This window comes from Roseibium sp. RKSG952 (genome assembly GCF_009711355.1).
On the sequence record NZ_SMMF01000960.1, the window covers coordinates 224248 to 239726 of the forward strand.

Genomic DNA, 15479 nt, shown 5'->3' on the forward strand with positions numbered 1-15479 from the left:
CTTAAAGGCTTAATTGGACGAGATGTGGGGAGATAAGTGAAATCTGACGGGATGGATTCTTGGATTGGTGTATCCTACCTCGAAGACACTCTCCTGCGGCTGAGCCATTCTCGCTGCGATAGGCGTCGCAATTGTTCCGCGACGCTCATGTTTTGCTAAAAAGCTTGGACGAAAACTTCCGTCGTGTATCTGTCTAGAGGTAGCCGCACCATCCCGCCGATACAGTTTTCAGACAAACTGATTCGTCGTTTGAGAACCCTAAAGCTGGATCGGCTGTGTTCTGGGTAAGTTCGGAATCGTTAAAAGCTCAGACATTTTGTTTTCGTGTGTAAAAATGTGGCGACAAAACGACCGCTCAGGGCTTCTCTCGTAGCGTCGCGCCACATTGCGGTCACAGACCAGAGGCGTGTAACTTTTTAGTGAAGTTCGATTTGATTTTCCCCCTTAACGTGTGTTTCGACCTTTGTTAGCCAGAAGATAATAAGGCAAACAAAAGGTTACGGAATGCGTATTTTGAAGTCCGCTTTTGGCGGAGCAGTGTCCGCATCTATTGCGTGTGCTGCATTTGCTGATGTTCCTGCGGGCATTGCCGCCCTCGAAGCTGGTAATGTTTCGGGCGCAGTCGAGGAGTTTCAGGCTGGTTTTGATGACGGTGACGCAGATGGTGCGTTCTTCATCGGGCGCTTGTTTGAGATGGGCTTGGGAACTGAGCGCGACATGCGCCGCGCTGTCGAACTCTATAGCGCGGCAGCTGAACAGGGCAGTGCGTTGGCGCAGAACCGGCTCGGTTTGATGTATCTGAATGGCGAATTGGTCTTGCAGGATTATCAGCGCGCTGCGGAGTTGATTTGTGCAGCGGCTGAGTCAGGAGATGCCAACAGCGCATTCAACTGCGGGTTGCTGTTCGCAGATGGACAAGGTGTGGAACAGGATGCGGCCATGGCAGTGGCATTCTGGCAGCAAGCCGCAGAGCAGAACCACGTGGCTGCAATCAACTATCTGGGCCAAGCCTACCGTGATGGCACGGGTGTAACGCAGAGTTATGAGACGGCTTTCGACAACTTCTCTCGCACCGGGGAAGCTGGCAACCCGTTAGGGCTCTTCGAATTGGCCAAAGCTTATCAGTCAGGAAACGGCGTGAACCCGGATCTCATCAAGGCGCATGGGTACGCCAACCTGGCGGCTGCACGAGGGATGGAGGAGGCTCGAACTCTCAGAGATACACTGAATGCACAACTGAGCCGCGGCGATCTGGAGGCCGCTCAAAGCTTCGCCCGCGAGTGGGAAGCTACGCCACTGGATCAGGCTGCGCAGTAGCCGCGTTTTCAAGTTCTCGAGTTCTCGTCAGTTCAGGTTGATTCAGCTGTAATGAAAAATCCTTTCTTACTAACCATTTTTTTTCTGTGTGGCCTGAGCGGTTGCTCAGAGACTTCTCCTGAGCAGCTCAAAGAAATCTACAGCGTTTCGCGATCGAGTGACGGCGGCTACACCGCATCCATAGAGGTGCGCGCAAACCATGCCGCTCAGCAGGACAAGTTCAGCCAGAACGCATTCAACGAGATTTGTACGGGCCAAGCGACCATCACGTCCCGCTCCGTCTCCGCCCCGTTCGATAAACAGACCACATACACACAAAAAACATGGAACCCAGCCATCGGCCAATTGGTCCAAACAGCAAGTTTTCCGGTGAACACGCCGCACGTTCGCATGACATACAGGTTTGAGTGCGCATGAGGTGCGGTTCTCGATACAGGCTGGCCGTGAGTATCGGTCTCGCCCTCTTCCAGTCGGCGGCTTTGGCGCAAGTGGTTGAACCCGGGCCCACGGAAGAGGTGTTTTCAGATTGGCTGGTTCTGTGCCAGCCGGCGGAACAGGATACCGTCTGCCAGATGATGCAGAGCGTTGCCGCCGAAGAGAATGGCCCGCCTGTTTTCTTGATGAGTGTGTCTGACGATGAAAACACGGATCGCAGCTATGCAGTCATGACGGTTCCGGTTGGTGTCTATCTGGCCCCGGGCATCGAGCTACATGTAGACAACCGTCGCCCCTTCAAGGTCCTGTATGAAGTCTGCGACCAATTTGGTTGCCACGCCGGATTTCGGATGGAAGGGGATGTTCTGTCAGCTTTTCGCAAGGGACTAGAGGTAAAGGCCCGAGTTTGGACCGCCCGCGACAAGGCCGTTGATTTTCCCGTTTCTCTGCGCGGATTCACAGCTGCTTTTAGTCGCTTCAGCATTGCGGGTGACAACTGATGGGTTTGCGATCCCACTCTCTGACCGCAGCATTTGGTTTCAGCGCTATCCTGTTGATGGCCACCAGCACTTGGGCGCAAGGCGTCTCGCCCGGTGATTTGCAGCGCATCGACAATGATATTCTTCAGCAACAAACTCAGCAGACCGAAGAACAGGAACGTCGCCGCAGGCAATTCGAAGAGCGTGAGGATGTAGTGCAGGATCAAACCGCTGGGGAGGAGTTTTATATCCCACCTCCCGGTGGTCCTTGTTTCGATATCCGCAGCATTGACCTCGAAGGTTTTGAAGCTTTCAAACATCAGCCCGAAGGGTATCGCGATCTGATTGGCACCTGTGCGACAGCGGCCGACATTGCGCAGACACTGAACCTGATCAACACATTCTATCAGGAGCTGGGTTACATCACGACCCGCGCTTACGTGCCGGAACAGGACATTGCAGATGGATCGCTTGCGATCACCATCGTGCCGGGCCGGATCGAAGGGTATGTCTACGGAACCGGCAAACCAGCCGATTTGCGTCTGAATGCGGCCTTTCCGACTGCACGCGGTGACCTTCTGAATTTACGCGACCTGGAACAGGGCCTGGAGAACATCAATGCTCCCCGGTCGGCGAGCGGACAATTCCAGCTGGTGCCAGGAGAGACGCCTGGTGGTTCGTTCATCCAGGTTGATGTGCAGGATCGACGCCCGTGGTATCTGGATTTTCAGTTTGACAATTCCGGTTTCGAATCCACCGGCCGGATCAAAGGCACCAGCAGCTTTGGTCTCGACAATGCATTGAATCTTAATGACCAGTTGCGGATTGGGATCACCACCACCCCCTTTGAAGAACGCGGTGAGCGTTATTCGGATTCTGTTTCTCTCAACTGGGGTCTGCCGGTGGGCAACTGGTTGTTCAATGCGGATCTTGGAGCCAGTGACTATCGCTTCATCACCCAGGGCATCAATCAGTCCTTTGTCACAGAGGGGCGCAGCCAATACCTGATCCTTCTGACCGAACGGTTATTGATGCGGAACCAGACCTCTAAGATTTACGCCTATGGTGATTTGAAGCTGAACAGAACTAAAACCGCGATTAATGGCATCGAGATCACCAGCCAACGTCAGCGCCTGACGATTGCTTCGCTTGGCCTGAGAGGTGAACAGACCATCGGACAGGGTCGGCTGTTCTGGAACATAGGCCTAAAGGCCGGACTCGATGCGCTGGGAGCTGACATTCCGGAACGGAGCGTCATCGATCAGGATTTCCGTCTGGTAAAACTCCGCGCTGATTTCTCTACTCCGATTGGGAAAAGCGGTTTGACCTATCGGGGTACGCTGGCCGGGCAATATTCGGACGATATCCTGCCGGGGATTGAGCAGTTCGGTATCGGTGGCTGGAGCACGGTTCGCGGCTTTCACGACAATAGCCTTTATGGCGATACCGGTATCTATCTGCGCAACACCGTCGAATGGGGTGCTTACAAGGCACCCAGATTTGAGGTCCGCATGAATGCTGGCCTCGATCTTGGGTATATCAAGCCGTCGGCACTGCGACGCTGGTCACAGGATCATCTGGCAGGTGTCAGTCTGGGTGCGGATGTCATCATGAACAGTCAGGTCACGTTGCAGATGCAGGTGGCGCACGCGTTAAGCCGACCTGAGGATTCCCCACCCAATACCAATCCAGCCTTCGAGTCCGACAAGACCGTTGGGTATGTCAGTCTGAGGTTGCAATTCTGATGAGATTTCTGGCCGTTCAAAGCAATTTGGGAAGTGTTATCCATGCGTAGAAGTGTGTTTGAGAAAGTCGTTTCTTCAATTCTGACGCTGGCGCTGACGATACAACCCGCCCTGCTTCATGCGCAGAACATCCAACCTGTGAACCCAAGTACAGGTCCGCGTCCACATGTCGACCAGTCTCTGAACGGCACCACCGTAATCAACATCTCGACCCCGAATGGCGCGGGCGTCAGCCACGATGTCTACACCGACTTCCAGGCTAATGATTTGATCCTGAACAACTCGGCCACGATTACCAATACGCAACTGGGCGGCGTGATCGAAGGCAACGACAACCTGGCGCCGGGACAAGAGGCCAATCTGTGGATCGGTGAGGTTGTTGGTGGAAATCAGACCCAGCTGGGCGGTATTCTGGAAGTCGCCGGAAAGCGCATGGACGTGGTGGTTGCCAACGAGTTTGGCATCACTTGCAACGGCTGTGGTTTCATCAACACGGGCCGTGCGACCCTGACAACCGGAAAGCCGCAATTCGGTAGCAATGGGGCACTGACTGGGTTCGATGTACGTCGAGGCACTGTTACAATCGGTGCCGGAGGTCTGAACCCGGAAAACCAGATAGGTCTGACCGACACCAGCCGCGTCGATGTGATTGCACGAGCGGCCGCAATTTATGGCAAGATGCGTGCGGATCAGCTCAATGTCGTCGCCGGTGCCAATCAGGTGGACTATAACTGGTCCTACGATCCTGAGACCGGCGCCGTAACAGGGATCACCGAGCAGGCCGGAGAAGGTGCGGCCCCGGCATTGGCTGTGGATGTCGCCGCTCTTGGTGGCATGTATGCCAATGCGATCCGTTTGATTGCCACCGAGAACGGCGTGGGTGTGCGTCTAAACGGGGATATGGCTTCCTCAACCAATATTGCGCTGCGGGCCGATGGGAAACTGACGCTGGGTGCTCCTGCTGGTGGTCACACACCGCAAATTCGTGCGGGCGGTCGCATTCAGGTCCGCAACCAGGGACCAATCCTTCTTGAAGGCGCGATCACTTCCGAGAGCGGCGATCTGATCGACATCAGAACCAGCAACGGAGACCTGACCTTCAACGGTCAGGCAGCGGGCGGTGCAATCCGTCTGGAAAGCGCCGGTCTGCTAAACATCTCCGGCGCGATTGTTGCGCGCGAGGCGTTTGAGGCAGCATCAACCGGTGCTTCCGTAGCGCTGAACGGCACGTCCGAAATCTTCGCACAGTCCATTGATGTGAATGCGCTGACACAGCTGACATTCGACGGAAAGGCAGCTGCCCTGGAAGCGGCTTCGCTGACGGCCGGAACTGAGCTTGTAACAGGTGCCAGCTCAGAACTGGTCGCGGAATCTGCGGCTCTTACCGGAGGTGACGCTCGGATTGAAGGCCAGGTGCAAGCACTTGAAAACCTGACCATTGGAGCGACAGACGGGAGCGTCGACCACAGGGGTACGTCTCGCGGGCAAGCTGTCACGATAACAGGTGACGACATTCAAACGAGCGATGGATCGCAGATCGCCGCAGCAGGTGATTTGAGCGTAACCGCCGCAGAGCAAGCCAAGATCAGCGGAGAGCTAGTCGCCGGTAAGGGGCTGACTCTCAAATCCACAGCAGCCGGGATAGCCGTTGAAACAAATGCCGAGATTCTGGCTGAATCCCTGAATATTGAGGCGCAGACTCGTATTGATTTTGATGGCAAGGCCGCCGCTCATGAGACAGCTTCTGTGTCGGCGGGAACCGAGCTGGCCACAGGGGCGGATTCAGAGCTGCTGGCCGACAGCGTGGTGCTCACGGGGGAAACTGCGCAGCTATCTGGTGAACTTCGAGCCGTTGATGGGCTGACGATTGAGGCAACGGATGGCGCGGTTGAGCATAGCGGCGTGTCTCGTGGGCAGAATGTCTCGATAATTGGCGACACTGTTGAGACTGGCGATACATCCCAGATCGCTGCGGTGGATGGCCTCACTGTGACGGCAACAGATCAGATCCTCCTCGATGGCGAACTCGCGTCGGGGGCAGAGCTTGCAATCACATCGACCGGCGCGTCGGTAACCATTGAGGATGGTGCCGAATTGGTGGCGGATTCACTCGATGTAGACGCTCAGACCCAAGTCGCGCTTAACGGACGTGCTGCGGTTCAGAACCGAGCCGAACTCAACGCCGGAGCCTCACTCACAACCGGAGACGCATCCGAGATTGTGGCCGGATCCATTGCTTTCTCCGGGACCAGGGCTCAGATCGCCGGACAAGCCGAAGCACAAGACAGTGTTTCCCTCGAAGCTCGTGATGGCACTTTGGAGCATTCGGGCAGATCTCGTGGACGGTCAGTCGTGCTGTCCGGTGATCATGTGCAAACCGGAGATAGCTCGCAAATTGCAGCTATTGCAGATTTGCAGGTAACAGCAACGGATCGGGCGGTCATTGACGGCACCATGATTGCAGGTCAACGGGCCGATCTTTCCGTGACAGCTGGAGACCTTGATCTTCAAGGGCAGATAAACGCCCGCAACACCAATATTACAACCTCCGGACAGACCAACCTGGGTGCAGACGCGCTGGCGGTGGGGCAGTCGGTACTGGAGCTGCAATCCGGGTCGTTGAATGGAGGGCTTAGAGCTTCGCATTTCGATCAGTTGCGCGCTGGCGATGGTCTTGCGGTCACGTTGGAAACCGGTGGGCTTACTATCGCCGCGTCAGAACGGGTTGAGTTCGATGGAGATCTTCTGCTCGATCTCGAAGGTGACCTGGAGAACCGGGGTACGATCAAAGCGAGTGGTAATCTTCAACTGCGCAGTGGGTCTGATCTGAACAACCGCGGTGGTTTGTTGAAGTCCGGCGAGACAATGCAACTGGTTGCACAAGATGGTACGGTGCTGAACCAGTCTGGGCGTATTGAAGCAGATGGTGGCTTGGCCATCGAGGCGGAAACGTTTGTCAATCGTTTCGACAGTATTGTGACGGAACCCTCGCAATCGGGCGTCGAGATATTTGCAGGAACCCCAGACAACAAAACACGTAGCCGAAGGGTCTCGACAAATCCAGCGGATCTGGAGTTGGGCAGCTGTTTCACGAGCAGCAGATCGAATGGAGGCGCGGACAGAGCGAGCAGCTGCGCAACAATCTACAGTTTTGATGGTGTCTACTCGAACCAGGGCGGCGCCACGTGGAGCACTGGCACCTCAGTTGCAGCCTCTGGCGCGAAACCTGAAATCGTGTCTGGCGCGGGCATCGCCATTCAGGCGGGCACTGTGCGCAACGACGCCGGTCTGATTTCTGCTGAAGGCGGGATCGACGTTCAAAGCTCTAGTTTTGCAAACAATGGGTATCAGGACACAAGGGTCACGCACACGGCGACATACACAAGAAACCTGACCATCGAGATCAACGAGGGCAGCGGTGGTAGCGACGCGGCCTTCACCACGCGCACCGAAAGAGTAACGTATTCCCCGATCTCCCGCGAAACCTCTAACGGAGCAACGTCGGAGATCGGCCAAGTGTTGGCTGGTGGAGCTGTCAACATCAACAGCGCGTCAGTAGTGGCGAGCGGAGATATTCGATCCGGAACTGCTAGTGTTGTTCCTCCGCGGGAAAACTCCAACGTTACCCAGGCGTCTCTGCCTGATCTGATCGTTCCGGCTTCATCCCTGACACCAGTTCAGCCGGATGTTCTGGACTTGCCAGCGCTGGCACCGGTTCAACCGGATGTGGTGACCCTCCCGTCTCTTGACCCGGTTCAGCCCAAGCTTCAGACGCTTGCAAACCTGGATGCTTTGATTGGTGAAGGTCGTACCAATTTCGGAACCATGCCGGTTTCCTATGAGGACCTGCTTTCCTCTGATTACTTCCTGGATCGTCTGCAGATTCAGAATGAGCTGTTCCAAAACATCAATCGGCCCACCGAATGGAATGGATATCAAAGCGACGGCGTAAGCTTTGACGGTGAAAACGCAGTCCAAACACCCGGCTCAGAATTTGTCGGGTTCGGCGACCGGTTCGGCTTGTCCGAAAGCGGAGTGTTGGCATCGCTGGATAAAGCCAACGCATCCGAAAGTGGTGATCTGAAGATTACGGCTGGTAGCATCACGGGTTCTGGTGGGTCGCTGATTGCAGAAGGTGGCTCTCTGTCCCTGACGTCGTTCGGTAACATTGATTTTGAAGACACTGAACTTGGTGGAGACCTGGTCAATATCATCACAGGCGGAGATTTCTCCGGTAAAGCGCTGGTGATCAGATCGACTTCGGACACCTCTATATTTGCCGCCGGAAACGTCGTCATCGCAGGCCTGGCGCAAACAGAAGAATATTACACCAACACAAGTGTCACCAAGATCACCGAGAACCTTGCCTCGCGCTTTGACGTGGGTGGTGACCTGTCGATCATCTCCTCTGCTGACATGACACTGGCCGGTGTTCAGGCGCAGGTCACAGGGGACACGCGACTAACAGCGGGTGGCAGCCTATACCTGCTCGCCGAGCAATCCGGCGTGCAATACAGTGAAGGCGATGCGAAGAACGGGACGGATCGCCTGACCCTGACCGCCCAGGTTACGCAACTGTCTACAGGTGGGGACTTCATCGCCAATGCGGGCGGGGACGCGGTATTGGTCGGTACACAGATTGATGCGGGCGGAAAGGCACATCTGGCAGCGGCTGGCGATGTAGTTCTGGCTGCGGCGCAGGACATAGCTAAATCGGAAACCCGCAAAACCAGCAGAGGGTTCCTGTCGAAGAAGAAGGAGACGCGATCTACGCTTGCCGTCACCAACCGTGGCGTCGGAATCACAGCAGGTGGTGATATCGATATTATCGCCGAGACAGGTGACCTGACCACTGCAGGGACAGAGTTCGCCAGCGCATCAGGTGATATCAACCTCACTGCGACTGAGGGCAACATCCTCGTCGGAACCTACACCGATGTGTTTGAAGAGACGCATACCAAAGAGAAGAGTTACCTTGGCGGATTGCTGAGCAAATCCAGCCAGCTGCATACGGTTGACCACATCAACACCGGCACAGATGCTTTGGCAGCGCTCGATCTCAGCATCGTGTCCGGCTCAGACACCACTTTGGTCGGTGCAACGCTGTCAGCTGGCCAGAACCTGAACATCAAAACCGGGGGTGATTTCTCGGTTCAGGCCGCCATCGACAGCCACCGCTCCGAGTTCTTCGAGACCGACATGGGTCTGGTCACCATGACCACGATCACCGAGACCAGCTTTACGGAAACGGCCGTTCTGACCGAATTGCTTGCCGGACAAGGCATGAGTTTTGACATCGGCGGTGATGCTGAGTTGGTAGTGTATCAAACCGCAGGTGTTGATGCACCAAACCCGCAAGATCTCTATCCTGAGGAACTTCTGGCCATCGACGGTCTGGAGCTGATCAGCCAGGAACTGGCGGATGAGTATTTCTATGAAGAGAAGACGCAGCTCTCGCCCGCGTTCAAGGCGCTGGTGTCAATTGTGGTGGCGGCGTATGTCGCGCCTCAGCTGGTCGGTGAGTTGCTGCCAAACCTGACCTCGGTAGCCGTCTCCAATGGAGCCAATGCGTTCACTTCAACAGCGCTCGTCGAAACGCTGGATGGTGTCGTAGCGGGAGATCTCGACCTAGGCGCGATTCTGGAAGCAGCTGCGTTCTCAGGCGTGTCAGCGGGACTCACATCAGGCATCAACCTGAATATCCCCGAAAACAGCCCCCTGAATGATGCATTGATCAGTGGCCTTGGTAGTCCGAAAGGTCCACAACTCACGGTAGCCGGCATTCTGGAAGGGGCGTTGGACGGCTCAATTTCCTCCGGTCTGAGTTCAGCCGTCTATGGGACTGACTTCGCTGATGGTTTCTCGGCAAGCCTTGTACAGACAGTCACAAACCTGGCGCTGGCAGATGCTCAGTTCGAGATCGGTGGGTTGTTCACCGACGCGAATGGCAACCCCATCAACGGTGGTGAAGGCTCGGCAGGTCATATGTTACTTCATGCACTCGCGGGTTGTGCCGCCGCCGAAGCCACCGGTGCGGACTGCGCGGCGGGCGCGGCAGGTGGAATTGCACAGAGTATTTATGTAGGTACGGATCCTGCGCTCGCAGGGCTGTCAGACTACGAGATTCAAAAACGTGCGGAGCTATTTGGTGCCGTCGCAGGCCTGCTCGCATCTAGGGGCAATGCTGACAACGTCGTCGCGGCGGCGGCTGTCGCGCAGTCTGCGGCGCTGAATAACTACCTGTCACATACGGACGCTGCCTTACGTTCAGATCTTGTTGACAAGCTGTTGAGTGAAGAATGCCAGTCGGGAGGCTGCGAAGAAGACCTCAGTAAGCTTCGAGAGCTGAATGAACTCGACTTGAAAAATGACGCCAGCTTTGCTGCAGCTTGTGGCGCTGGAAATGCTACTGCTGAATGTCGTAGCGAGTTGGCCAAACTTCAGGATGCCTTTGAAAGCTACGAAGGGGCCTACAGATCCCGCGAAGTTTTGGCTGACGGTACGCTCGGCGAATATCTCGATGTCGCCTCGAAATTCGGGACGTACAGCAGTGAAGCCATGTCGAAGGCTGCCCGTGAAGCCTTGATTGAAATGCCTGTGGATTCAGCAAAGGGTGTAATCGACCTGGTCGGAATTTCCGCTCTTGCTCTGACAGGTGACGAGACTGCACAAAAACAGCTGAAGTTGGTTGCCAGCCAGACATGGGACTTGATCAAAGACCCGATTGGGACAACTCAAAACCAGATAAAGGCCGATCTGGAAAAAGCTGATCGCCTCGAAGCGCAGGGCAAGATCCATGAAGCCAACAAGCTGCGCAGCAAGGTGTTCATCAGCGGATACCTCACTGCTACGGGCGTCGCAGGCGCTGCCAGCGCGACAAGCGGTGGTATCAAAATCGTACTAAATGGTACTACACCAAATACAATCAAAGTTGATGTATCAGATGCTCGAAAGGGAACCCGAGAATACGAGGCATTGAACAACCCAGAACCAAATACGACTACTGAGTTGAGCAACGGTACTACCTTCAAGACTGGTGAAGGTGGGTACGTCGATGAAATAACATATAGACCTTTGGATAGCCCTGGTGTTCGTGACGCCCGGCAAACTGCGGTCGGTAAAGAAGGTATAGACGGTGATGTTGGTGGTCACATTCAAGCTTGCCGTCATGGTGGAACTTGTGATCGGTTTAATCTGTTCCCTCAGAACTCGAACTTCAATAACAGTGCCTATAAGCGATGGGAGAACGAAATCACCCGCTCACTGCAAAATGGTGATGATGTTGGAAATGTAACGGTGCGTTTGAACCGATCTGATCCTCATAATCCGAGGCCGGATAGTCTTGAGATCGAGTACCAGATCAATGGTGAAACTAGAATTCTAGACTTCAAAAATGAAGCGGGAGGTTAATATGAGTAATCCCATCGAAGAGCAAAGATTAATCATCGACCAGTTGTATCACATCGTCAAAGGAAGTTGCCCATCGGCTGCAACTTCTGCGAAATGTAAGTTTGAGTATGATCACGGATATGAAGATGGAAGCTTTAGTGTAGGGCAAATTTTTTACTATACTGAGGATGGCAACAGTGTCTCTGCAGCATTGGATCGTACGCTTCGAACTTCCGTCAAGGATTTGGTTCCCGAGCTCCATGCCAAGATGAAAGCGCATACCGGCGGTGACTGGGATGCATTCACACTGTTCATAAATGAAGATGGGACTGTAACGACAAAGTTCGAATACCCCGATCAGAAACCTCGACGCTAACCGAACTTGGGTCGAGTAGATGACCATACAAATAGACCAATTAAATTTCGGTTCTTACCTTTTGACGGAGGGTAGGATATTGAAGTCAGAAGAAAATAACCGTTCTAAGGACTTCTAGGAGGTGTTAGATGGCTGTTTCGCTTCAAGAAGTTATTGATCAAATCGATCTGCTAGACGAGCCGAATGGGCGCAAGCAACCTTTGCCCGACGATGCTCTCATAGAAAAATATGAGCAAGCGATTGGGTTGTCTTTTTCCGACGATTATAAGGTGTTCTTGAAAACGGTAAGCAATGCGTTTGTTGGCTACATATCACCCTTCACTTTAAACGAGCAACTTATGAAGGACTATGGTGACCTTCGCGTTGGACTTGACGAAGGCCGAAAGATTGGAGTGACGCGAGATTGGCTTCCAATCTGTGAAGACAACGGTGACTATTATTGCCTTGCTCCAGATGGGAGTGTCCGATTCTGGGATCATAACGGTTCATCAGACGAAACTTGGCCTGATCTAGCAACTTGGGCAAAAGAGGTTTGGCTAGAAGAAGGCTAAAAGCGCACCATCAACGATCTGAAATGCGCGCAACAGAGGCGGGAACCGCTGCGATAGATGAAGTCTTCGCGGTTCCCGCCTCTGCAAAATCACCTACCATGATGCACGTTCTCTTTGGGATTGGGCGGCAGTGCTATTGGGATTCAAGCGGTATTCTTTTGGGAATACGCATATAGTCACAGAGAACGGACAGAGGGTGATTATTCACTACCAATACAATGCAAACACTGGCCAAGCATACGATATAAAATTTTGTATCCACCAAAACAATACGGCGGTTTACTTTAATGCAAATCAGAGAAAAAGGACGAGACTCGTCAGTGGAAGTACACGGTATCTATTGGGCTGAGTACCGTGGAAATGTTGAGCGATATCATCTCATTGTACCTGAACTAGGGTGTCCAGGGTTGTTATCGGTGCCAGCTTCGGATTGTGAAATTGTTGACGCCTCGTTGGACGGGTTGGTTTTAACAAAAGACACACGCGGCAAAGACGCTTTTATACATCCGATGTTGCTGGATCGAGAGTATCTTGACCAACTAATCGAGCATGACGAAGGCGCGATGGAGAAGTTTATCGCTGAGCTAAACAAGCAATGACGAAATCCATTTGCGATGAACTCAAGGGATTACCGGTATCCAAGCTTATGGCGGTCTACTTTGCGACTCATGATGGAGACGTAAACGCACCAACCAGTGTTGTGTATTGTGGCAAAGACGGAGGGCTGCATGAGTTATCGGCCAATGGGTGTGGACGGATTCGGCGCGAAGGCAGCCCCATTGACCGATTGTTCTTCGATAACAAAATCGGGTACACTTTTCTTGCTCCGCTGCTGAGGCATCTTGGAGGTGCGTTGGACGGCGGAGAAACTGTTCAAACGGTACTTCATAGAGAAAGCTCAGATAAAACCGTCGTCGCGCTGCATTTAGACAACGATAGGATTTTGGAAATGCGTTTTGAAGACGACGAAATCTATTTCGGCATTAGCTAGGATCAAAACTGTGCAAGGCTTGCACCCAGTGTTTAAACTAATAACAGGCACACTATCCCCGAGGAATACTGGAAGCAGGACCTTAAACGAGCCAAGTAAGAAATCTCCTGGGTGTCTTCGAACAGAGAGCTAAAGAACGCGTCTCGGCTTGATGGCGGACCCAATGAGAGTCGACGTATCTGATCCAAATTCGACTATATTCTTGCCGGAATGATGGAGACTTGGTGATGCGGTCGATAGATAGTCTAAATTTCTGGTCGGTAGAGCGTGGGAAAGACTACCCGGCTTACGAACCATTATTCGATGACTTGCAAGATCATGTAGGTGTTTTGTCTAATGAAGAAGCTTCTAAAATATCGAATTACATGGATTTTTTTACTGATTCCGGTGGTTGGTTAAGTTACCCAGTAGACCCTTTGAGTGAGCAACGCACCATTGAACAATATGGGGGCGAAGACGACAAATACCGCTGGTCGGGTCTTCTACATTACCTTGTAAGAGAATATCAGGTTGACCCACCTTTGGAATTTCGAGCCCATGTGCGTGAAAGATTGGCATCTGGTCAGGATTTGCAGGCTTTGGCTAGTGACCTGAATGCACCCAAACAACGAAGAAATCCCAAAATGCTGCGTGAGCGCGAGTGGCGAAAACGAAAAGCCGATGGCGGTGTAAGAGCGGCATGGTTGTTGTACCCCTAGCTGCCGCCATCCGCTAGGCACTCAGCCGCATGCCCAAAGCCCGCGCTTATCTCAGCGACGGATGGCTGGAACTCGACAACAACATTTGTGAGCGCAGCATCGGCCCATCGCGCTTGGCCGCAAGAATTACTTGTTCATAGGCACCGTTGGGGGCGGCAAGGCTGCTGCCATCGCCTATACTCTGATCGAAACAGCCAAAATGAACGGTGTTGATCCGCAGCTGGGAAGTATTGTTGATCTACGGCCAAACTTAACAGTTATACGAGGTTATCGTTGATGGAACGACGCGAACTAACTTTTGCAGAAATTAAGTCACCTTCAACTGAAGCGGGTGAACGAGAGTGGCGTGGATTTTTGGCCCATGAACAAGAAGTGCTGGCCCACAATTGTTTGGGCTATGATCGAGCCTGGATGTTTTTTCGAAACAGCAGTACTGAGATACCTCAGCAAGCCAGCATGAAGTTGTGCGCTATCGTTGTAAGCAAGTATGGCGAAGTCAGAACCACAGCGGATTTCGCGCCTAATTACACGAAGTGCATGGAATACTTGAAAACTATGTCGGACCATTTTTTGGAGCGAGATCTTTAGGGGCATGACCCATAGCCAGTAGATGAAGAGTGGTGCGAGGGCGACGGCGTTGCGTCAATATGGTGCAGAATTTGGCGTTCAGGTAAGTCTCAATGAATTCTAGTCGATTTGATCGGGCGCTGTGGATTATTGGGCGCTGGAAGCAGTTGGATGCTTCCGCAATATGGTCTCAGTTTCACCACACAGGTATTCCAGATGAAACACTGGTCTCATTTAGATCTGCTGACATCAATCGAACTTCCATAAGGGCATCCAAAATCGAGGAGATTCTTGACGGTGCTCATGTTCCATCATTTGAAGTGTTGGGAGACGGGTTCAGCTTCAGCTATGGACAAAACGCTGGTCAAAACTACGATCACGTGTTCATCAAGTCTAACTTGGCTGTTTTAACCCCTGAGTTTTGCGACGAATTAATCTCATCAACACTAGCGGACAGTCTAAATTTCACGCAGGCGCATTTAGTTGATGAGAACTATCAGTACTATCAGAATATTTGTGATCCGCTTGACTTTAAGGCGCTCGGCCTGTCGATGGAGGGCTTGCCCATGAAATCCAACGGTTTGCCATTCCCACTTGAGCAACAGATTGTAGATACCAGCCAAAATCCTGGCCGCTACCGGCTCTGCCAAAATTATGTAGAAGTTGCTGCAGGATACATGTGGTTTGGAGACAGTTTTTGGAAGCTCATAGGGCGTTCTTCACAATGCGTTCGTGAACGTTTGCCTGCAGAGGTATCTCTAGTACACGCTGAGTGCTGGAAGCTGCGCTCTCAGGTGGGCGTTTTTACCGATAGTTGTACAGCTGAATTGCAAGAAGGCGTACGTTCAGCTCTGTTTGATGACGTTCCGCCAAATGGTTGACGCACGTCAAATGACCAACAAGAGAAGTGAGTAGCGTCGTCCAATACCAA

Annotated in this window: 11 protein-coding genes and 1 pseudogene; all 12 read left to right on the plus strand. The window is 53.1% G+C overall.

Translation table 11 applies throughout. The features are described from left to right. Positions 1-504 precede the first annotated feature (504 nt). The 12 genes and pseudogenes from E1297_RS42310 (at position 505) to E1297_RS42360 (ending at position 15429) form a co-directional block, all read left to right on the plus strand. Complete coding sequence (locus E1297_RS42310) at positions 505-1317, plus strand: tetratricopeptide repeat protein (RefSeq protein WP_155149050.1); 813 nt, start codon at positions 505-507, stop codon at positions 1315-1317. 51 nt (positions 1318-1368) lie between these two features. After that, positions 1369-1734, plus strand: coding sequence for a hypothetical protein (locus E1297_RS42315; protein ID WP_155149052.1), 366 nt, complete (start codon positions 1369-1371; stop codon positions 1732-1734). A gap of 26 nt (positions 1735-1760) precedes the next feature. Then, the gene (locus tag E1297_RS42320; RefSeq protein ID WP_209016325.1) at positions 1761-2252 is read left to right on the plus strand and encodes an invasion associated locus B family protein; all 492 of its coding nucleotides are present in this window, start codon (positions 1761-1763) and stop codon (positions 2250-2252) included. Continuing rightward, a complete protein-coding gene (locus E1297_RS42325) occupies positions 2252-3976 on the plus strand; it encodes a ShlB/FhaC/HecB family hemolysin secretion/activation protein (RefSeq protein WP_155149056.1) in 1725 nt (574 codons plus the stop codon). The genes E1297_RS42320 and E1297_RS42325 overlap by 1 nt, the downstream gene beginning before the upstream one ends. Positions 3977-4018: 42 nt before the next feature. Beyond that, positions 4019-11386 (plus strand): DUF6862 domain-containing protein, encoded by a 7368-nt coding sequence (locus E1297_RS42330; RefSeq protein ID WP_155149058.1) that lies wholly within the window; start codon positions 4019-4021, stop codon positions 11384-11386. Between the two features lies 1 nt (position 11387). Beyond that, positions 11388-11741: a hypothetical protein gene (locus E1297_RS42335; protein WP_155149060.1), complete on the plus strand. Its 354-nt coding sequence runs from the start codon at positions 11388-11390 to the stop codon at positions 11739-11741. Between the two features lie 128 nt (positions 11742-11869). After that, the gene (locus E1297_RS42340) at positions 11870-12292 is read left to right on the plus strand and encodes an SMI1/KNR4 family protein (RefSeq protein ID WP_155149062.1); all 423 of its coding nucleotides are present in this window, start codon (positions 11870-11872) and stop codon (positions 12290-12292) included. Positions 12293-12612: 320 nt separating this feature from the next. Next, positions 12613-12891: a hypothetical protein gene (locus E1297_RS42345; protein ID WP_155149064.1), complete on the plus strand. Its 279-nt coding sequence runs from the start codon at positions 12613-12615 to the stop codon at positions 12889-12891. After that, positions 12888-13283 carry a hypothetical protein gene (locus tag E1297_RS42350; RefSeq protein ID WP_155149066.1) on the plus strand — a complete coding sequence of 132 codons (396 nt, stop codon included), beginning with the start codon at positions 12888-12890 and terminating at the stop codon, positions 13281-13283. Before E1297_RS42345 ends, E1297_RS42350 begins: the two co-directional genes overlap by 4 nt. 227 nt (positions 13284-13510) lie before the next feature. Beyond that, positions 13511-13981 (plus strand): hypothetical protein, encoded by a 471-nt coding sequence (locus tag E1297_RS42355; protein ID WP_155149067.1) that lies wholly within the window; start codon positions 13511-13513, stop codon positions 13979-13981. A 47-nt stretch (positions 13982-14028) separates the two neighbouring features. Further along, positions 14029-14201, plus strand: a pseudogene (locus E1297_RS50590) (transposase); the annotation flags it as partial. 460 nt (positions 14202-14661) lie between these two features. Further along, the gene (locus E1297_RS42360; RefSeq protein WP_155149069.1) at positions 14662-15429 is read left to right on the plus strand and encodes a hypothetical protein; all 768 of its coding nucleotides are present in this window, start codon (positions 14662-14664) and stop codon (positions 15427-15429) included. Positions 15430-15479 lie beyond the last annotated feature (50 nt).

What these genes read in the sequence shown, in the direction of transcription:
- E1297_RS42310 (WP_155149050.1), top strand. Translation starts at nt 505, where the DNA reads ATGCGTATTTTGAAGTCCGCTTTTGGCGGAGCAGTGTCCGCATCTATT.
- E1297_RS42315 (WP_155149052.1), top strand. Translation starts at nt 1,369, where the DNA reads ATGAAAAATCCTTTCTTACTAACCATTTTTTTTCTGTGTGGCCTGAGC.
- E1297_RS42325 (WP_155149056.1), top strand. Translation starts at nt 2,252, where the DNA reads ATGGGTTTGCGATCCCACTCTCTGACCGCAGCATTTGGTTTCAGCGCT.
- E1297_RS42330 (WP_155149058.1), top strand. Translation starts at nt 4,019, where the DNA reads ATGCGTAGAAGTGTGTTTGAGAAAGTCGTTTCTTCAATTCTGACGCTG.
- E1297_RS42335 (WP_155149060.1), top strand. Translation starts at nt 11,388, where the DNA reads ATGAGTAATCCCATCGAAGAGCAAAGATTAATCATCGACCAGTTGTAT.
- E1297_RS42340 (WP_155149062.1), top strand. Translation starts at nt 11,870, where the DNA reads ATGGCTGTTTCGCTTCAAGAAGTTATTGATCAAATCGATCTGCTAGAC.
- E1297_RS42350 (WP_155149066.1), top strand. Translation starts at nt 12,888, where the DNA reads ATGACGAAATCCATTTGCGATGAACTCAAGGGATTACCGGTATCCAAG.
- E1297_RS42355 (WP_155149067.1), top strand. Translation starts at nt 13,511, where the DNA reads ATGCGGTCGATAGATAGTCTAAATTTCTGGTCGGTAGAGCGTGGGAAA.
- E1297_RS42360 (WP_155149069.1), top strand. Translation starts at nt 14,662, where the DNA reads ATGAATTCTAGTCGATTTGATCGGGCGCTGTGGATTATTGGGCGCTGG.